This window comes from Pseudomonas nabeulensis (genome assembly GCF_004682045.1).
GTDB classification, from domain to species: Bacteria; Pseudomonadota; Gammaproteobacteria; order Pseudomonadales; family Pseudomonadaceae; genus Aquipseudomonas; species Aquipseudomonas nabeulensis.
Genome location: NZ_QUZT01000073.1, coordinates 1 through 18,571 on the forward strand (window position 1 = coordinate 1; position 18,571 = coordinate 18,571).

The 18,571-nt window shown below is 61.0% G+C and carries 17 protein-coding genes and 1 pseudogene; 8 read left to right on the forward strand and 10 right to left on the reverse strand.

The window, feature by feature from the left end; all coding sequences use genetic code 11:
• Window positions 1-137: 137 nt before the first annotated feature.
• The 4 genes and pseudogenes from argB to coaBC form a co-directional block, all read right to left on the reverse strand.
• A complete protein-coding gene (gene argB, locus DYL61_RS26590) occupies window positions 138-1,043 on the reverse strand; it encodes an acetylglutamate kinase (protein ID WP_135310807.1) in 906 nt (301 codons plus the stop codon).
• A 19-nt stretch (window positions 1,044-1,062) separates the two neighbouring features.
• A pseudogene (locus DYL61_RS26595) lies at window positions 1,063-2,484 on the reverse strand (phosphomannomutase/phosphoglucomutase); the annotation flags it as partial.
• 240 nt (window positions 2,485-2,724) lie between these two features.
• On the reverse strand, window positions 2,725-3,180 hold the full coding sequence (dut, locus tag DYL61_RS26605; RefSeq protein ID WP_105695971.1) for a dUTP diphosphatase: 456 nt from the start codon (window positions 3,178-3,180) through the stop codon (window positions 2,725-2,727).
• Between the two features lie 5 nt (window positions 3,181-3,185).
• Entirely contained in the window at window positions 3,186-4,394 is a 1,209-nt protein-coding gene (gene coaBC, locus DYL61_RS26610) for a bifunctional phosphopantothenoylcysteine decarboxylase/phosphopantothenate--cysteine ligase CoaBC (protein WP_015886530.1), read from the reverse strand.
• 143 nt (window positions 4,395-4,537) lie between these two features.
• Here coaBC and radC point away from each other — a divergent pair, with 143 nt between their 5' ends.
• Entirely contained in the window at window positions 4,538-5,212 is a 675-nt protein-coding gene (gene radC, locus DYL61_RS26615; protein WP_135310810.1) for a RadC family protein, read from the forward strand.
• A 28-nt stretch (window positions 5,213-5,240) separates the two neighbouring features.
• Here radC and DYL61_RS26620 read toward each other — a convergent pair whose 3' ends face one another.
• Entirely contained in the window at window positions 5,241-6,833 is a 1,593-nt protein-coding gene (locus DYL61_RS26620; protein WP_135310811.1) for an ABC transporter substrate-binding protein, read from the reverse strand.
• A 458-nt stretch (window positions 6,834-7,291) separates the two neighbouring features.
• Between DYL61_RS26620 and rpmB the strand changes: the two genes are divergently transcribed.
• Entirely contained in the window at window positions 7,292-7,525 is a 234-nt protein-coding gene (gene rpmB / locus DYL61_RS26625) for a 50S ribosomal protein L28 (protein WP_003176907.1), read from the forward strand.
• A gap of 11 nt (window positions 7,526-7,536) precedes the next feature.
• Window positions 7,537-7,692 (forward strand): 50S ribosomal protein L33, encoded by a 156-nt coding sequence (rpmG, locus tag DYL61_RS26630; protein WP_003176906.1) that lies wholly within the window; start codon window positions 7,537-7,539, stop codon window positions 7,690-7,692.
• A gap of 71 nt (window positions 7,693-7,763) precedes the next feature.
• Here the strand turns inward: rpmG and DYL61_RS26635 are convergent, their stop codons facing one another.
• Window positions 7,764-8,126, reverse strand: a complete 363-nt coding sequence (locus DYL61_RS26635; protein ID WP_105695974.1) for a cupin domain-containing protein — start codon at window positions 8,124-8,126, stop codon at window positions 7,764-7,766.
• 194 nt (window positions 8,127-8,320) lie between these two features.
• Here DYL61_RS26635 and DYL61_RS26640 point away from each other — a divergent pair, with 194 nt between their 5' ends.
• Both DYL61_RS26640 and DYL61_RS26645 read left to right on the forward strand, forming a co-directional pair.
• Complete coding sequence (locus DYL61_RS26640; protein WP_135310812.1) at window positions 8,321-9,814, forward strand: aldehyde dehydrogenase; 1,494 nt, start codon at window positions 8,321-8,323, stop codon at window positions 9,812-9,814.
• Window positions 9,815-9,964: 150 nt separating this feature from the next.
• Entirely contained in the window at window positions 9,965-11,107 is a 1,143-nt protein-coding gene (locus DYL61_RS26645; protein WP_135310813.1) for an MFS transporter, read from the forward strand.
• Between the two features lie 123 nt (window positions 11,108-11,230).
• On the opposite strand, the gene DYL61_RS26650 is transcribed toward DYL61_RS26645, so the two are convergent.
• The gene (locus DYL61_RS26650) at window positions 11,231-12,796 is read right to left on the reverse strand and encodes a phospholipase D family protein (RefSeq protein WP_135310814.1); all 1,566 of its coding nucleotides are present in this window, start codon (window positions 12,794-12,796) and stop codon (window positions 11,231-11,233) included.
• A 62-nt stretch (window positions 12,797-12,858) separates the two neighbouring features.
• Complete coding sequence (locus DYL61_RS26655) at window positions 12,859-14,283, reverse strand: aminotransferase-like domain-containing protein (RefSeq protein ID WP_135310815.1); 1,425 nt, start codon at window positions 14,281-14,283, stop codon at window positions 12,859-12,861.
• A gap of 166 nt (window positions 14,284-14,449) precedes the next feature.
• On the opposite strand from DYL61_RS26655, the gene DYL61_RS26660 reads away from it, so the two are divergent.
• Window positions 14,450-14,665 carry a DUF1127 domain-containing protein gene (locus tag DYL61_RS26660; protein ID WP_135310816.1) on the forward strand — a complete coding sequence of 72 codons (216 nt, stop codon included), beginning with the start codon at window positions 14,450-14,452 and terminating at the stop codon, window positions 14,663-14,665.
• 1 nt (window position 14,666) lies between these two features.
• On the opposite strand, the gene DYL61_RS26665 is transcribed toward DYL61_RS26660, so the two are convergent.
• Window positions 14,667-15,959 carry an NAD(P)/FAD-dependent oxidoreductase gene (locus DYL61_RS26665; protein WP_135310817.1) on the reverse strand — a complete coding sequence of 431 codons (1,293 nt, stop codon included), beginning with the start codon at window positions 15,957-15,959 and terminating at the stop codon, window positions 14,667-14,669.
• Between the two features lie 115 nt (window positions 15,960-16,074).
• On the opposite strand from DYL61_RS26665, the gene DYL61_RS26670 reads away from it, so the two are divergent.
• Window positions 16,075-16,428 carry a YkgJ family cysteine cluster protein gene (locus tag DYL61_RS26670; protein ID WP_016975913.1) on the forward strand — a complete coding sequence of 118 codons (354 nt, stop codon included), beginning with the start codon at window positions 16,075-16,077 and terminating at the stop codon, window positions 16,426-16,428.
• 128 nt (window positions 16,429-16,556) lie between these two features.
• Here DYL61_RS26670 and DYL61_RS26675 read toward each other — a convergent pair whose 3' ends face one another.
• Window positions 16,557-17,045 (reverse strand): Lrp/AsnC ligand binding domain-containing protein, encoded by a 489-nt coding sequence (locus tag DYL61_RS26675; protein WP_003176896.1) that lies wholly within the window; start codon window positions 17,043-17,045, stop codon window positions 16,557-16,559.
• A gap of 156 nt (window positions 17,046-17,201) precedes the next feature.
• Here DYL61_RS26675 and dadA point away from each other — a divergent pair, with 156 nt between their 5' ends.
• Window positions 17,202-18,503, forward strand: coding sequence for a D-amino acid dehydrogenase (gene dadA / locus DYL61_RS26680; protein ID WP_135310818.1), 1,302 nt, complete (start codon window positions 17,202-17,204; stop codon window positions 18,501-18,503).
• Window positions 18,504-18,571: the final 68 nt, after the last annotated feature.

Sequence of the window (18,571 nt, forward strand, 5' to 3'; positions counted from 1 at the left end):
CGAATGCGGTGGGTCAGAAACATACCAGTGACTGACACTCCGCATTCGCGAGCAAGCCCGCTCCCACATTTGGACCGCGTACAAATAAAAAGCCCCCGCTCAATTCAATTGAGCGGGGGCTTTTTGGTTTTCGGTGTTTAAAGACGCTTGCGATTACTGATCAGCGTACCCATGCCGGTATCGGTGAAGATTTCCAGCAACACTGCATTCGGTACACGGCCGTCGATGATCAGCGAGCTACCAACCCCGCCTTGCACCGCTTCCAGCGCGCAGCGGATCTTCGGCAGCATGCCGCCGTAGATGGTGCCGTCGGCGATCAACTCGTCCACTTGCTGAGTGGTCAGGCCAGTCAACACCTTGCCTTCCTTGTCCATCAGGCCGGCGATATTGGTCAGCAGCATCAGCTTTTCAGCCTTCAGTGCTTCGGCCACCTTACCCGCCACCAGGTCGGCGTTGATGTTGTACGACTCACCGTTGGCGCCCACGCCAATTGGCGCGATCACCGGGATGAAGTCACCTTTGACCAGCAGGTTCAGCAGGTCGGTGTTCACGCCGACCACTTCGCCCACCTGGCCGATGTCGATGATTTCCGGCTGGGTCATTTCCGGCGTCTGGCGGGTTACCGTCAGTTTTTTCGCGCGGATCAACTCCGCGTCCTTGCCGGTCAGGCCGATGGCGCTGCCGCCGTGGCGGTTGATCAGGTTGACGATGTCTTTGTTCACCTGGCCGCCGAGGACCATCTCCACCACGTCCATGGTTTGCGCATCAGTGACGCGCATGCCATCGATGAAATGACTCTCGATCGACAAGCGTTTGAGCAGGTCGCCGATTTGCGGGCCGCCGCCGTGTACCACCACTGGGTTGATACCCACGGCTTTCATCAACACGATGTCGCGGGCAAAGCCGGTTTTCAGCTCGTCGCTTTCCATGGCATTGCCGCCGTATTTGATCACCAGCGTCTTGCCGACGTAGCGTCGAATGTAGGGCAACGCTTCGGAAAGGACCTTGGCGGTGTTGGCAGCGGCTTCGCGTTCGAGGGTCATTCAGGGCTCCGGTAAAAAATCAGAACGGTAATTGGAGATCAGGGGCAACACGTTTCAACTGGGCGTGGAACACGTCCTTGATGCGCTGCAACTCAGCCTCGGTATCCGCCTCGAAACGCAGGACCAGCACCGGTGTGGTGTTGGACGCGCGAACCAGGCCCCAGCCTTTGGCGTAATCGACTCGCACACCATCAATGGTGGTCAGGTTGGCGCCTTCGCCCCATTGCGCATCGTGCAGTGCGTCAATGATGCTGAATTTGCTCTCCTCGGTCACATGGATATTGATCTCTGGCGTAGAAATATCATTCGGGAAGGTCTGAAACAGCTCTTCGGCGGTGGATTTTTCCTTGCTGAGGATCTCCAGCAGACGAGCGGCGCTGTAAATGCCGTCATCAAAGCCGAACCAGCGCTCCTTGAAGAACACGTGACCGCTCATTTCACCGGCCAACAGGGCACCGGTTTCCTTCATTTTCTTTTTGATCAACGAGTGACCGGTCTTCCACATTAGCGGGCGGCCGCCGTATTCCTTGATCAGTGGCGTGAGGCGGCGGGTGCACTTCACGTCGAAGATGATCTCGGCGTTGGCATTGCGCGCCACCACATCACGGGCGAACAGCATCAGCAGGCGGTCTGGGAACACGATCTCGCCGGTTTCGGTCACTACGCCCACGCGGTCGCCGTCGCCGTCGAAGGCCAGGCCCACGTCGGCCCCGGTTTCCTTGACCTTGGCTATCAGATCTACCAGGTTTTCCGGCTTGCCCGGGTCTGGGTGGTGGTTAGGGAAGTTACCGTCCACTTCGCAGAACAGTGGGATCACTTCGCAGTTCAGGGCTTCGAGCAGTTGCGGGGCGATCACGCCCGCCGCACCGTTGCCGCAGTCCACCACCACTTTGAGGCGGCGCGCGAGCTTGACGTCACGGGTGATTTCATCGGAGTAGCGTTGCAGGATGTCGACCCTGGTAATGCTGCCGTTGCCGCTGGTCAGGTCGTTGGTCTTCAGGCGCGTGTGCAGGGCCTGGATCTGTTCGTTGGCGAGGGTGTCGCCGGCGATGACAATCTTGAAGCCGTTGTAATCCGACGGGTTGTGGCTGCCGGTGAGCATCACCCCGGACTTGCCGGCCAGGACGTTGGCGGCGTAGTACAGCGCTGGAGTGGGCACCAGGCCGACGTCGCTTACATGGCAGCCACTGTCGGCCAGGCCCTGGATCAATTGTTCCACCAACTCGGGGCCGGACAGGCGACCGTCGCGACCCACCGACACATTGGGCTCGCCTTGGGCCAGGCTTTGAGAGCCGATGGCGCGGCCAATCCAGTAGGCGGTTTCGGCGGTCAGGGTCTTGGGCACTACGCCACGAATGTCGTAGGCGCGAAAGATGCTGTCGGGGAATGTCGGGGCTACGCGGGCTGCGGTACTCATCGCGGGGGGAAACTCCATCTGAAGGGGGCAAGGCTGGCCGTAAAGCGGCTGACCGGCAGGCTCAAACTGAAGGGTATGACGGCGTTTTCGGCGTAGAGTTCGTAGTGCAAAAGTGCCATCGGCGCAGTGGCTTTGTGCTTTCTTCTGCGTAATACGTTGATTTCACTGGTGAAATCTCGCTGGTCGGGTCCGCGCATTCTTCATCCTGAAAAGCCATGCGGTGGCGTCTGGCCGGGCAGGGGTGCCCGGCCAGATTCAGCGTAGTCAGTGACTGCCGGAATGGCCAAAACCGCCTGCGCCGCGTTGTGTTTCGTCAAATTGCTCGACCAGTTCGAAGTGCGCCTGCACCACCGGCACCAGCACCAACTGAGCAATGCGCTCGCCGACAGCGATATTGAACGCGGTCTGGCCACGGTTCCAGCACGACACCATCAGTTCGCCCTGGTAGTCCGAATCGATCAGGCCCACCAGGTTGCCCAGCACGATGCCGTGTTTATGGCCCAGGCCCGAGCGCGGCAGGATCAATGCCGCCAGGCCAGGATCGCCCACGTAGATCGACAGCCCGGTCGGGATCAGGATGGTCTGGCCCGGCTCAAGGACGGTGTCTTGCTTGAGCATGGCGCGCAGGTCCAGGCCGGCGGAGCCTGGCGTGGCGTAGGCCGGCAGTGGGAATTCGCTGCCGATGCGGGGGTCGAGGATCTTGGCTTGCAAAGCGTGCATGGAAATTAAACCTGGTTCAGCCGTTGGGCGATAAAAGAGATCAGTTGGCGGGCAATCTTGCCCTTGCTGGTCTGGGCGAAAAGGGTGGCGTGCAGCTCGCGGTCGATCACGCTGCAGGCGTTTTCCTCGCTGTTGAAGCCGATGCTCGGGTTGGCGACATCATTGGCAACGATCAGATCGAGGTTTTTGTCTTTCAATTTGCGTGCGGCGTAGTCCAGCAGGTGCTCGGTCTCGGCGGCGAAGCCGACGCTGAACGGACGGTCCGGACGGGTGGCGATGGTGGCCAGAATGTCCGGGTTACGCACCATTTGCAGGAGCAGGCCGTCACCGCTTGTAGGGTCTTTCTTGAGCTTTTGCGGGGCAACGACTTCCGGGCGGTAATCCGCAACCGCAGCCGAGGCGATAAACAGGTCGCACGGAATCGCCGCTTCACAGGCCGCGAGCATGTCCCGGGCGCTGACTACGTCGATTCGCGTGACGCGATCGGGTGTCGGCAAATGCACGGGACCGGTGATCAAGGTGACGCGAGCGCCTGCCTCGACCGCTGCTTCCGCCAAGGCAAAGCCCATTTTTCCTGAGCTATGGTTGGTGATGTAGCGCACCGGGTCGATGTTTTCCTGGGTCGGGCCGGCGGTGATCAGCACGTGCTTGCCGGTCAGGGCCAGGTGCTGGAAGCACTCGGCGGCGCACAGCGCCAGGTCCGTGGCTTCGAGCATGCGGCCCATGCCGACATCGCCGCAGGCCTGGCTGCCGGATGCCGGGCCGAACACCTTGAGGCCGCGGCTTTGCAGCAGTTGGGTGTTGGCTTGGGTGGCGGGGTCGCGCCACATGGCCTGGTTCATGGCCGGGGCAATGGCGACGGTGGCGTCGGTGGCCAGTACCAGGGTAGTGAGCAAGTCGTCGGCGATGCCTTGGGCCAGGCGGGCAATCAGGTCGGCGGTGGCCGGGGCGATCAGCACCAGGTCGGCCCATTTGGCCAGCTCGATATGGCCCATGGCAGCTTCGGCGGCCGGGTCCAGCAGGTCCAGATGAACCGGGTGGCCGGACAGGGCCTGCATGGTCAGCGGGGTGATGAACTCACTGCCGCCGCGGGTCATGACCACGCGCACTTCGGCGCCTTGGTCGAGAAGCCTGCGAACCAGCTCTGCGCTCTTGTAGGCGGCAATGCCGCCGCCGACGCCGAGAACGATGCGTTTCCGATACAGACGCTGCATTGGTTTGCCTTTCCAGTTCAGTGAAGCCAGTTCAGTGACGCCTGCGACACCCTCTCCCCAGAGGAAATCGCATGCAAAAAAGAGGGCCTACGATAACACAGCGTCCGCGAGGCTACAGCGGCGCAGAAGGACAGGGAGGTGGGATGAGTATTCGCGATTGGCCGCTGGCAGAGCGGCCACGGGAGAAACTGTTGGAATGGGGCGCGGCGAGCCTGTCCGACGCAGAACTGCTGGCGATCTTCCTGCGTACCGGGGTTGCCGGCAGGAGCGCGGTGGATCTGGCGCGTCACCTATTGGCGCAATTTGATGGCTTGCGTCCGTTGCTGGAGGCCAGCCAGACGGTGTTCAGCCAGCATTTGGGGCTGGGGCCGGCGAAGTTTGCGCAGTTACAGGCCGTGCTGGAAATGTCCCGGCGCCATATGGCCGAGCGGCTGCGCGTCGATTCGGTGCTGGAGAGCCCGGAGGCTGTGCGTGATTACCTCAAGGCGCTGTTGCGGCATGAGCCCCATGAAACGTTTGGGTGCCTGTTTCTCGATTCAAAGCATCGGGTGCTGGGGTTTGAAGCCCTGTCCCAAGGCACCATCGACACTGCGATGGTTTACCCGCGGCAGGTGGTCAAGCGCGCCTTGGCGTACAACGCGGCGGCGTTGATCTTGTGTCACAACCATCCTTCCGGAAACGTGGAACCCAGCGCGGCTGATCGAAAATTGACCAAGTTGCTGCAAAAGGCCTTGGAAGTGGTGGACGTGCGAGTGCTGGACCACATCATCGTGGGGGACGGTGATCCATTGTCGATGGCGGAATATGGGTGGATGTAGCCCCGCCCCATGGGGACGGGGCGGGTGTTCAGGGCTTGACGCTGACCTTCGAGAAGTCCTGGCGCCCGAACGGGCTGACCTGGTACCCCTCGACATTCTTGCGCGCCAGGGCAAACGCCGTCGGATGCGCCAGCGGCAGCCACAGCGCCTGTTGCTGGATCTGCGCCTGGGCCTGTTGGTACAGCTTGCTGCGTACCCCTTGCTCGCTGGTGGTCTTGCCGGCACTGATCAGCTTGTCCAGCGCCGGGTCGCAATAACGGGCGAAGTTGGTGCCGGATTTCACGGCCGCGCAGGAGAACTGCGGGGTCAGGAAGTTATCCGGGTCGCCGTTGTCGCCGGCCCAGCCCATGAACAGCAGGTCGTGTTCGCCGGCCTTGGCGCGGCGGATCAACTCGCCCCATTCGATCACGCGGATCTCGGCCTGGATGCCGACCTTGGCCAGGTCCGCCTGCAACAATTGTGCGCCGAGGTTCGGGTTGGGGTTCAGCAGGCTGCCGGTGGGGCGCGTCCAGATCGTGGTCTTGAAGCCGTCCTTGAGGCCAGCGCGAGCCAGCAGGGCCTTGGCTTTGGTCAGGTCCTGTGGATAACCCGGCAAGTCCTTGGCGTAGTTCCAGGTGTTCGGCGGGTATGGGCCATTGGCGGCTTCGGCGGTGCCTTCAAATACCGCCTTGAGGTAGCTGGCCTTGTCGAAGGCCAGGTTGATCGCCTGACGTACTTCGGGCTTGTCCAGCGGCGGGTGCTGGCTGTTGATGGCGACGAATGCGGTCATGAAGGCAGCGGTTTTCTCGACCTTGAGTGCGGTGTCCTTTTCGGCCTCGCCGACATCCAGGGGTTTGGGCGACAGGGCAATCTGGCACTCATCGCGCCGCAATTTTTGCAGGCGCACGTTGGCGTCCGGGGTAATGGCGAAGATCAAGTTATCCACAGCCGGCTTGCCCGCGAAGTAATCCGGGTTGGCCTTGTAACGCACCACGGCGTCTTTCTGGAAACGCACGAAAACGAACGGCCCGGTGCCGATAGGCTGGCTGTTGAGCTTCTCGGGCGTGCCGGCCTTGAGCAGTTTGTCGGCGTATTCCGCCGGGTAGATCGAGGCGAAGCCCATGCTCAGGGCGGCGAGGAAGGTGGAGTCGGCGTGGTCGAGGGTGAAGCGCACGGTGAGCGGGTCGAGGGCGTCGATCTTCTTGACCAGCGTCGGCAGTTGCAACGACTGCGCGTGGGGGAAGCCACTCTGGGCGATCTTGTGCCACGGGTTGGCCGGGTCGAGCATGCGCTCGAAGCTGAAACGTACGTCTTCGGCGGTCAGGGTGCGGCTTGGGGTGAAATACTCGGTGCGGTGGAATTTTACGTCCGGGTGCAGTTTGAAGGTATAGGTCAGGCCATCCGGGGATACTTCCCAGCTATCCGCCAGGCTTGGCACCAGTTTGCCGCTGGCCGCGTCGAAGTCCACCAGACGGTTCATCAGCACATCGGCCGAGGCGTTGGTGGTGGTCAGCGAGTTGTATTGCACCACATCGAACCCTTCGGGGCTGGCCTCGGTGCAGACGCTCAGGTTGCTGGCGGCAGAGGCCAGCGGCGCGATAAATAGAGGGGCTAGCAACAGCGGTAGGGCAGCGAGGCGCATGTTCGGTTTCCTTTGCAGATCGAAGGCCCATCTGCGAGTGCAGTCTGGAAAAGTCCTACCGTAGTGCTCCGATTAGGAAATGACTAGCCCATTTTTGCCTGTGCATTTACTCCAAATGCTGTTTTGATGGCGCCTCAGCGTGTTTCGCCGAGCACTTCACCGTGCGCGCAGGCGCTGTAAATCATTCTGTGCGACGAGCGGTCGGCTTTGACAGCGGCCCCTCCTGGCAATGGTTCGGATGTGTTTTTGCTGGATTTACGCCGGTAAAAATACACGGGCTGTTGTTGCACTGGGGTCTTTCTGGTATAAAGCAGCGCTCTTTTCTAGGGGCCCGGTTCCTTCGCTTGTAGGTGTAGCCGGTAAGACCCTAAAGAAACGCGGCGCCTGGCGCCAAATGACTGAGAGATTAAGCGGCCAACCCATGCCGGGTTGGGCATGTGGTTTTAGAGGGCTGAGGCATGTCGAGAGTCTGTCAAGTTACCGGTAAGGGTCCGGTGACTGGGAATAACATTTCCCACGCAAATAACAAAACCCGTCGTCGTTTCCTGCCGAACCTGCAGCATCACCGCTTCTGGGTTGAAGAAGAGAAACGTTTTGTTCGCCTGCGTGTATCTGCCAAAGGCATGCGTATCATCGACAAGCGTGGCATTACTGTCGTGCTGGCCGAAATCCGCGCCGCTGGCAAGATCTAAGGAGCTCTATCATGCGTGAATTGATTCGAATGATCTCTAGCGCCGGTACTGGTCACTTCTACACTACCGACAAGAACAAGCGTACTACCCCGGACAAGCTCGAAAAGAAAATGTTCGACCCGCGCGTTCGCAAGCACGTGATCTACAAAGAAGGCAAAATCAAGTAATTGATTTTCTTCCTTGTGAAAAAAAGCCCGTATCTCACGATGCGGGCTTTTTTTTGCCTGGGATTTTCTGATCAAGCGTTCTGTTCAAACACCACGTAGATCTTGCGGCACGGTTCCAGCACTTCCCAAGTACCAGTGAAGCCGGCGGGAATCACGAAGCGGTCGCCGGCGCGCAAGGTCTTGGCATTGCCCTCGGCATCCCGCAAGACAGAAACACCCTGCACGATCTCGCAGTATTCATGCTCGGTGTAGTTGACCTTCCACTGGCCCACTTCAGCTTCCCAGACGCCAGCGTTCATCTGGCCGCATGGACTGTTGTAGTGGTTGTAGAGCGTTTGTTCGGGATCGCCCTTGAGGATCTTTTCCGCAGCAGGGCGATAGCGGTCGGGGGCGGTGTTGGCTTGGCTGAAGTCGACGATGTCCTGGATGCTCATGGGCGTATCCCCTCTGGCCTGCGGTGGAAGAGCCCAAAGTCTATGTTTATTAAAATGAACATCGCAAGGGCGTTTGCCGGGCGTATGTCAAATATATTGAAACATCCCCAGCCGCTGGTTTAGGGTGGCAGCTGCCTTGAGGCTGCCGGCGGACATCGCCTGGCCCTTGTATTCAACAAGAGGAGGACACTCGCATGACCACCCTGACCCGTGCCGACTGGGAGCAACGCGCCAAGGATCTGAAGATCGAAGGCCGCGCCTATATCAATGGCGAATACACCGCCGCAGCTTCCGGCGAGACCTTCGAATGCCTCAGTCCGGTCGATGGCCGCCTGCTGGCCACTGTTGCCAGTTGTGACGCCGCCGACGCCCAGCGCGCCGTGGAAAACGCCCGCGCCACGTTCAATTCCGGTGTTTGGTCGCGCCTCGCGCCGGCCAAGCGCAAATCCGCCATGATCCGTTTCGCCGCGCTGCTCAAGGCCAATGCCGAAGAGCTGGCGCTGCTGGAAACCCTGGACATGGGCAAGCCGATCAGCGACTCCCTGAACATCGACGTTCCCGGCGCAGCCAATGCGCTGAGCTGGAGCGGCGAGGCCATCGACAAGATCTACGATGAAGTCGCTGCCACCCCGCACGATCAACTGGGTCTGGTGACCCGTGAGCCGGTCGGCGTGGTCGGCGCCATCGTACCGTGGAACTTCCCACTGATGATGGCTTGCTGGAAGCTTGGCCCGGCGCTGTCCACCGGTAACTCGGTGATCCTCAAACCGTCCGAAAAATCCCCGCTGACTGCCATCCGCATCGCTGCCCTGGCGGTTGAAGCAGGCATTCCAAAAGGCGTGTTCAACGTGCTGCCGGGTTACGGTCACACCGTGGGCGATGCGCTGGCCAGGCATATGGACGTGGACACGTTGGTGTTCACCGGTTCGACCAAGATCGCCAAGCAGCTGTTGATTCGCTCCGGCGAGTCGAATATGAAGCGTGTGTGGCTGGAAGCCGGCGGCAAGAGCCCGAACATCGTGTTCGCCGACGCGCCAGACCTGCAAGCCGCCGCTGAATCGGCCGCCAGCGCGATTGCCTTCAACCAGGGTGAAGTCTGCACTGCCGGTTCACGCCTGCTGGTCGAGCGCTCCATCAAGGATAAATTCCTGCCGTTGGTGATCGAGGCCCTTAAAGGCTGGAAGCCGGGCAATCCGCTGGATCCAGCGACCAACGTCGGTGCGCTGGTGGATACCCAGCAGATGAACACCGTGCTTTCTTACATCGAGGCCGGCCACGCAGATGGCGCGAAGCTGGTGGCGGGCGGCAAGCGCACCCTGGAAGAAACCGGTGGCACCTATGTGGAACCGACGATTTTCGACGGCGTGACCAACGCCATGAAGATCGCTCAGGAAGAGATCTTCGGCCCAGTGTTGTCGGTGATCGCCTTCGACAGCGCCGAAGAAGCGATCAAGATTGCCAACGACACCATCTACGGTTTGGCGGCCGCGGTGTGGACCGCCGATATCTCCAAGGCACACCTGACCGCCAAGGCCCTGCGCGCGGGTAGCGTGTGGGTCAACCAATACGACGGTGGCGACATGACCGCGCCGTTTGGTGGTTTCAAGCAGTCGGGTAACGGTCGCGACAAGTCGCTGCATGCCTTCGACAAATACACCGAGCTGAAATCGACCTGGATCAAGCTGTAAGCAACACCCCAGGCCAAGTGTGGGAGGGGGCTTGCTCCCGATAGCGGTGTATCAGTCACCCAATTCAGTGACTGACCCTCTGCAATCGGGAGCAAGCCCCCTCCCACCTTTGTTTTGTGGGTTCTCAAAATTATCCACAGGAGCGTGGAAATGCGTTGGGCGACTTATTTCGCCGTGTTGGCATCGGTCCTCAGTGTCGGCTTGGCCTTGGGCGTCAGCATGCCGCTGGTATCACTGCGCCTCGAAGGCTGGGGTTATGGCAGTTTCGCGATTGGCGTAATGGCTGCCATGCCGGCGTTCGGTGTATTGCTGGGGGCAAAGGTTTCCAGTCGCATGGCCTCGTGGCTGGGCACGGCGAACCTGATGCGTTTGTGCCTGTGGGCGGGTGCAGTGTCCATCGGCCTGTTGGCGATTTTGCCGAGTTACCCGGTCTGGCTGGTGCTGCGGCTGATGATCGGGGTGATCCTGACCATCGTGTTTATCCTCGGCGAAAGCTGGATCAACCAGTTGGTGGTGGAGCAGTGGCGCGGACGGCTGGTAGCGCTGTATGGCTGTAGTTACGCCCTGAGCCAATTGTCTGGCCCGTTGTTGCTGGGCGTTATCGGCACCGATCATGACTATGGCTTCTGGGTGGGGGTAGGCCTGCTGGTGGTAGCGCCGATCCTGTTGCTGGGACGCTCCGGCGCACCGACCGCCGATTCGTTCAGCGTGACCTTTGGCGATCTCTGGCGTTTCTGTAAGAGCCTGCCGGCGATTGCTTGGGCGGTGGCATTATTCGCCGCTTTCGAGGCGATGATTCTGACGCTGTTGCCGGTGTATTGCCTGCAACAAGGTTTTACAGCGGAGATTGCGTTGGCGATGGTCAGCACGGTGGTGGTCGGTGATGCGTTGTTGCAATTGCCCATTGGCGCATTGGCGGACTACCTGCCGCGTCGTACGCTGTTGCTGGGGTGTGCCGTGCTGTTGCTGGTGTCGAGCCTGGCAATTCCACTGGTATTGCATACGCCGCTGATCTGGCCGATTTGGGTGCTGTTTGGTGCCAGTGCGGGCGGGTTGTTCACCCTGTCATTGATCCTTATTGGAGAACGCTACCGAGACGATGCGCTGGTGCGCGCCAATGCCCATGTGGCGCAGCTGTGGGGGATCGGCTGCTTGATCGGGCCGTTGGTGGCCGGTGCAGGTAGCCAGTGGATCAGCGGGCATGCGTTGCCATTCTTGATGGCGGCGGGGGCGTTGGGGTTGGTGGTGTTGCTGCTGCGCCAGGGTGCGTTCGGGGCAGCACAGCCTGCCTGACTTGAAATGCAATCAACTGTGGGAGGGGGCTTGCCCCCGATGGCGGAGTGTCAGCTACAGGTTTGCTAGCTGACCCACTGCAATCGGGGGCAAGCCCCCTCCCACATTTTGATCTGTATTGTATTAGAGCATTCGCTCCAAGCCCACACGGGTAGCAAACCACGCATTGAAGCGCCGCCACCAACTCCCCGGTTCACGGTCCAGGGTGTGCAGTTGGCCGTCATCTTCGGTCACCCACACCACCTGGCCGTCCTGCAATTTCGCCTCATAGCTCAAGGCGGGCGCCATGCCTTCCAGCGCCAGGTTGCGCACATGCTCCGCCAGCTCCGGGCTGTCCACCAATACGCCAACCTCGGTATTCCACAGCACCGAGCGGGGGTCGAAGTTGAACGAGCCGATAAACGACTTCTGTCGATCAAAGATCATCGCCTTGCTGTGCAGGCTCGAATCCGACCCGTGGAGCGTGCCGCTGCGAAACAGGTGCAGGCCGCTGCCGCCACCGTCTCCAGGCTGGCGACGCAACTCATACAGCTTCACCCCATGCTCCAGCAGTGCCTTGCGATAGGGCGCATACCCTCCGTGCACGGCCGGAACATCGGTGGCCTCCAGGGAGTTGGTCAGCAGGCTCACCGACACGCCCGCGTCGGCGCGCCCCGTCAGGTAAACCAGCCCCGGCTGGCCCGGTACGAAGTACGCCGAGATCATCATCAGCTCGTGTTTGACCCCTCCCAACTCCGGTTCCAACTGGGTCGTGAGCAATAACTGCGGGTCCGGGTCGGCGCTGGCCAGTACCTTGCTCGGCGCATCCCACAGCGCCTGGTTCCAGGCCCAGATCAGCTCGCGCCGCCAGATATCCATGCGCGGCTGGGTCTGATAGGTGCGCAAGCGGCTGTAGAGCGCATGATTCTGCTGGCGCGATTCGGCGAGCGAGGCCTCCAGGCGCACGCGCGCGGCAGCCAGGTCGCCGTTGGAAGGGCGGTTCGAGACAAAATCATCAATCGGCTTGCTCAGGGCGCTGTTCCAGTACTGATCGAAACTGTGCCCCAGTTGCTCGGCCACCGGGCCCACGCTGAGCATGTCGATATCGGTGAAGTTCAGGTTGGGCTCAGCGTCGAAATACTCATCCCCCAGGTTACGCCCGCCGACGATGGCCACGCTGTTGTCTGCCAGCCAGAGCTTGTTGTGCATGCGCCGGTGTTGCAGCGACAAGTTGAACAAGCGCCCCATGGCCCGCGTGACGCCCGTGCTGCGCCCCAGGTGCAGCGGGTTGAACAGGCGGATCTCGATCCTGGGGTGGGCGGCGAGGGTGGCGATGATCTGGTCGAGGCCGTCGCTGGTGGTGTCGTCCAGCAGGATGCGCACGCGCACGCCACGGTCGGCGGCCTTGAGCAGTTCATCCACCAACATGCGCGTGCTGATGCCGTCGTGGACGATGTAGTACTGCAAGTCGAGGCTGGTCTGGGCGTTGCGGATCAGTTCGGCGCGGGCCATGAAGGCTTCGCTGCTGTTGGGCAACAGGCGAAAGCCCGAGCGCCCTTGGTGGGGCGCGGCCTGGGCCTGGATCGAACGGCCGAACGAGGATTGCGCGGCGGGCAGGGCATCACTGGGGATGCGCGGTGTATCGACCGTAGCGCAACCGCCCAGGGCCAGGGCTCCCAGCAGGAAAAACGGTAATAGCCGTTGCATCATCAAGGGAGTCGCTTCCAGATCAGGGCAGTTGTCGGCATATGACGGCTATTTCCCGCGAAAGGTCAGTCCGGCGTTTCGGCCAGCATCTTGATCGCGGCGGCGCCGACCTTACGCACGGCCTCTTCAATCTGCGGGGATGGCTTGGCAGCGTAGTTCATCCGCAGGCAGTTCCGGTACTTGCCCGAAGCAGAAAAGATACTGCCCACAGCGACCTGTACGCCTTGTTCCACCAAGGTACGGTTGAGCTTCAACGTATCGAAGCCCTCCGGCAACTCGACCCACAGCATAAAGCTGCCCTGCGGACGGCTGGCGCGGGTGCCCGCCGGGAAATAGCGGCTGACCCAATCAAGCATCAAGTCTCGATTGCGCTGGTATTGAGTGCGCATCCGCCGCAAATGTGGCTCGAAATGGCCGCCTTTAAGGAACTCGGCGATGGCAATCTGCGGCTGCGTAGCGGTGGAGCCGGTGCTGATGTATTTCATGTGCAGTACCCGTTCCAGGTAACGGCCGGGCGCAACCCAGCCGATGCGCAAGCCAGGTGCCAGGGTTTTCGAGAACGAACTGCACAGCAGCACGCGCCCGTCTTCGTCGAAGGACTTGATGGTGCGCGGGCGCGGGTAGCTGTAGGCCAATTCGCCATACACATCGTCTTCGATAATCGCCACGTCAAAGCGCTGGGCCAGGGTGAGCAGCGCTCGTTTGCGCGCCTCCGGCATGATGTAGCCCAACGGGTTGTTGCAGTTGGGGGTGAGCTGGATGACCTTGATCGGCCACTGTTCCAGCGCCAGCTCCAGGGCTTCGAGGCTGATGCCGGTGATGGGATCGGTGGGGATCTCCAGGGCTTTCATGCCCAGGCCCTTGAGGGTCTGCATGGCACCGTGGAAGCTGGGGGAGTCCACCGCGACGATATCGCCGGGTTCGCAGATGGCATGGATGCTGGCAGACAACGCTTCATGGCAGCCAGTGGTGATCACGATGTCATCGGCGGTCAGCTGGCAGCCGGAGTCCAATGACAGGCGGGCGATTTGCTCACGCAATTCCATACAGCCGAGGATATTGTCGTAATACAGCCCCGGCAGATCCTGGCGTCGACTCACACGGGCCAGGCTGCGCAGCAGAGGCTTCATGGTTGGTGACAGCACATCCGGCATGCCGCGGCCCATCTGTATGACGTCTTTGCGCGGTACTGCGCGGATCAGCTCCAACACCTGATCCCACTGGGAGATTTCCACAGGCCTTTGTGCTGGGCGGCCGACTTCCGGCAGGGCTGGCAACTCACGCCCAACGGGCACAAAGTAGCCGGATTTCGGCTTGGGCGTGGCCAGGCCGTTGTCTTCCAGCAAACGATAGGCCTGCTGCACCGTGCTCAGGCTGACCCCATGCTCGACGCTCAAGGCCCGGACAGAAGGCAACCGATCGCCGGGGCGGTAGAAGCCTTGCTCGATGCGGGTGCCCAGCAATTCGGCGAGGTTGACGTAAAGGGTCATGACGGTCACTCCCAACGGACCAGTACAGATAGGGCGAAAATACAGGATTCAGCCGCCCGTAGGCAGTATCTGTATGGATTTAATAAAAATGGGTTGAATCTGTAATGGTTTTGGCGACGCGCTCATGCTGGGCACTCAAGGCAACAGGTCAATGAGGAGCAGATCAATGAGCGGGATGAGCGATGTGCGGCTGGCGTTACACCGTCAGGAGCTGGAAGCAGGGCAGGAGCGCGGACAGTCTGTCAGCCGCTGGGGTCTGTTCTGGCGCCGTCGCCACACGCGCAAGGCGTTGCTGCACCTGACCTGTGAACAACTGAGGGATGTGGGGCTGACCGCCGAGCAAGCGCGCCAGGAAGGGCTGAAGCCCTTCTGGCGCAGCTGATTCATACCAGCTCTTTGAACCGGTGCCAGAGCATTCCCAATGCCAATAGCGGCGAGCGCAGATGCTTGCCGCCCGGGAAGGTGAGGTGCGGCACCTGGGCGAACAGATCGAAGCGCCCCTGCTGTTGACCACTGATGGCTTCGGCCAGCAGCTTGCCCGCCAAGTGCGTGGCATTGAGGCCGTGGCCCGCATAGGCCTGGGCGTAATACACGTTGGCCTGGTCGGGCAGGCGGCCAATCTGCGGCAAACGGTTGGCGCCGATGCCGATCATGCCGCCCCACTGGAAGTCGATCTTCACGTCGGCCAGTTGGGGAAACACTTTGAGCATCTTCGGGCGCATATAAGCGCCGATGTCCTGAGGATCACGACCGGAATAGTGGCAGGCCCCCCCGAACAATAAGCGTCGGTCGGCGGACAAACGGAAGTAGTCCACGGTGACTCGCTGGTCACACACGGCCATGTTCTGCGGTAGCAGGCTGGTTGCCTGCGCTTCGCTCAACGGCTCGGTGGCGATGATGTAGCTGCCGGCCGGCAGTACTTTGCCACTCAGCTGTGGGTTCAGGCCATTGAGGTAGGCGTTGCAGGCCAGCACCAGGGTCTTGGCGCGTACCTGGCCTTGGGCGGTGTGCACCTTGACCTCGGGGCCGTAGTCGATGCGCGTTACCTCGGATTGTTCAAACAGTTTCACGCCCAACTGCTGCGCGGCGGCGGCCTCGCCGAGTGCTAGATTCAGCGGATGCAGATGGCCGGAGCCCATGTCGATCATGCCGCCCACATAACGGTCAGAGCCGATCACACTGCTCATCTCACCCGCTTGCAGCAGGCGCAGTTCATGACGATAGCCAAGGCTGCGCAGCTCTTCTGCGTCCTCGGCGAACGCTTGGAGGTGATGAGGTTTGTTCGCCAGGTCGCAATAGCCCCAGGTAAGGTCGCAGGGAATCTGATAACGCTCGACGCGCTCGCGCACGATCTCCACGGCCTCCAGGCCCATCAGCTTCATCTGCCGCACGCCGTCGCTGCCGATCACGTTGGCGAACTGGTCCAGGCCATGGCCCACGCCCCGTATCAACTGCCCGCCATTGCGCCCGCTGGCACCCCAACCGATTCTGCGGGCCTCCAGCAGCACGACGTTGAAGCCGCGCTCAGCCAGCTCCAGGGCCGTGTTGATGCCTGAATAGCCCCCACCAATCACACACACATCGGCAACCACTTCGCCGCTCAACACTGGGTAATCAGGTTGCGGCACGCTGCTGGCGGCGTAGTAGGAAGCGGTGTGTCGGGCGCTGGCGGTCATGGGGAGCCTCCCTGTGTGGAAAATTTGACGCAGGATACAACGGTCGGGCGAAGCTGTCTCATCACTGGCTTTTGCGGCAGAATCCACACCTATTCGCCGTTCGGTACCCGTTTCAATGAGTTGCAACAGCCAGAAAATCAGCGCATTGCGCCGCCAGATTCCTTCCTTCGAGTGCGTCCCCGGTTGCCATGACTGCTGTGGGCCGGTCACTACCTCGCCGGAGGAAATGTCGCGTCTGCCGCGTAAGACGGCTGCCGAACAGGATGCGGCAATGGACGAGTTGAACTGTGTGCACCTGGGGCCCAACGGTTGCACCGTGTATGACGAGCGACCGCTGATCTGCCGGTTGTTCGGTACCACCAAGACCTTGCCCTGCCCGAATGGGCGGCGCCCGGTGGAGTTGATTCACCCACGGGTGGAGAAGCAGATTCATGAGTACATGGCCAGTACTCGGCAGGTACTGGTTTAACAGGTTTACGCAGTCCAAATGTGGGAGGGGGCTTGCCCCCGATTGCGGCGGGTCAGTGATAAATGGGCTGACTGTCACACCGCTATCGGGGGCAAGCCCCCTCCCACATTGACCTGAGTTGTGTCAGTTCAGTCCGGGATCGGCAGGTTCAGGCTCTCCTTCACCTCTTCCATCACGATATAGCTCTTGGACTCCCGCACATGGGGCAGCTTGAGCAAGATATCCCCCAGCAGCTTGCGATAAGACGCCATCTCCGAAATCCGTGCCTTTACCAGGTAGTCGAAGTCCCCCGACACCAGGTGGCATTCCAGCACGTGGGGCAGTTTCAGCACGGCGCGGCGAAATTCTTCAAAGGTATCGCCCGACTTGTAATCCAGGCTGATCTCGACAAATACCAGCAAACTGCCCTTCAAATGCTGCGGATTGAGCCGGGCGTTGTAGCCCATGATGATCCCTTCACGCTCCAGCCGGCGTACGCGCTCGGTGCACGGCGTGGTCGACAGCCCGACCTTTTCCCCCAGCTCCGTGAACGAAATACGCCCATCGGTTTGCAGGATGCGCAGAATGTTGCGGTCGATTTTGTCCAGCTCCCGCTTGGTCTGGGTGTTGGTACGCATAGGGGATACGCCTCTGTGAAAAGGGTTTTTGCCGAGAATTGTCGCCAAATATAGGCACTTATATAGTGAAATGCACTGGCAATAATTTTTTACACTGCGCCCATCATTGCTCGAATAACACACGTCAGCGGCCTTGCCCGCGATGAGGATATAAAAATGCGCGTTCTGGTCTTGGGTAGCGGCGTCATTGGGGTGACCAGTGCCTACTATTTGGCGCGGGCCGGCTTTGAAGTGGTCGTGGTCGACCGCCAGCCCGCCGCTGCCATGGAAACCAGCTTCGCCAACGCCGGCCAGGTGTCTCCTGGCTACGCGTCGCCATGGGCCGCGCCGGGCGTGCCGCTCAAGGCCATCAAGTGGCTGCTGCAACGCCACGCACCGCTGGCCATCAAGGCCACCGCCGATATCGATCAATACCTGTGGATGGCGCAGATGCTGCGCAACTGCACCGCCAGCCGCTACGCCGTGAACAAAGAGCGCATGGTGCGCCTGTCCGAATACAGCCGTGACTGCCTCGACGAACTGCGCGCCGAAACCGGCATTGCCTACGAAGGTCGCAGCCTGGGGACGACCCAATTGTTCCGCACTCAGGCACAGTTGGACGGCGCCGCCAAAGATATCGCCGTGCTGAAAGAGTCCGGCGTGCCTTTTGAACTGCTCGACCGTGCCGGCATCGCCCGCGTCGAACCGGCCTTGGCCAGTGTCACCGATATTCTTGCCGGTGCCCTGCGCCTGCCGAACGACCAGACCGGCGACTGCCAGATGTTCACCACGCGCCTGGCCGAGATGTGCCGGCAGATGGGTGTGGACTTCCGTTTCGAACAGGACATCCAGCGTCTCGACTATGCAGGCGAGCGCATCAACGGTGTGTGGATCGACGGCAAGCTGGAAACCGCCGACCGCTACGTGCTGGCCCTCGGCAGCTATTCGCCGAAGCTGCTCAAGCCGTTGGGGATCAAGGCGCCGGTGTACCCGCTCAAGGGTTACTCGCTGACCGTACCGATCACCAACCCGGCCATGGCGCCGACGTCGACCATTCTCGACGAGACCTACAAGGTCGCGATCACCCGTTTCGACAACCGTATCCGCGTCGGCGGCATGGCTGAAATCGCCGGTTTTGACCTGTCGCTGAACCCGCGTCGACGCGAAACCCTGGAGATGATCGTCAACGACCTTTATCCTCAGGGCGGCGATTTGGCCCAGGCGTCGTTCTGGACCGGCTTGCGCCCGACCACACCCGACGGCACACCGATTGTTGGCGCGACCCCATTCAAGAACCTGTTCCTGAATACCGGCCACGGCACCCTCGGTTGGACCATGGCCTGTGGCTCCGGCCGTTTGCTGGCCGACCTGATGGCGAAGAAAACGCCGCAGATCAGCGCCGCCGGCCTCGATATTTCCCGTTATGGCAACCAGCAGGAGTCTGCAAAACATGCCAGTACAGCGCCCGCTCACTCATGAGTGCATGAGCTAACGCGCAGGTTGCCCTGAACACCGATCCCTCTCCCGGTGCCGATGTTGTCGGTCGG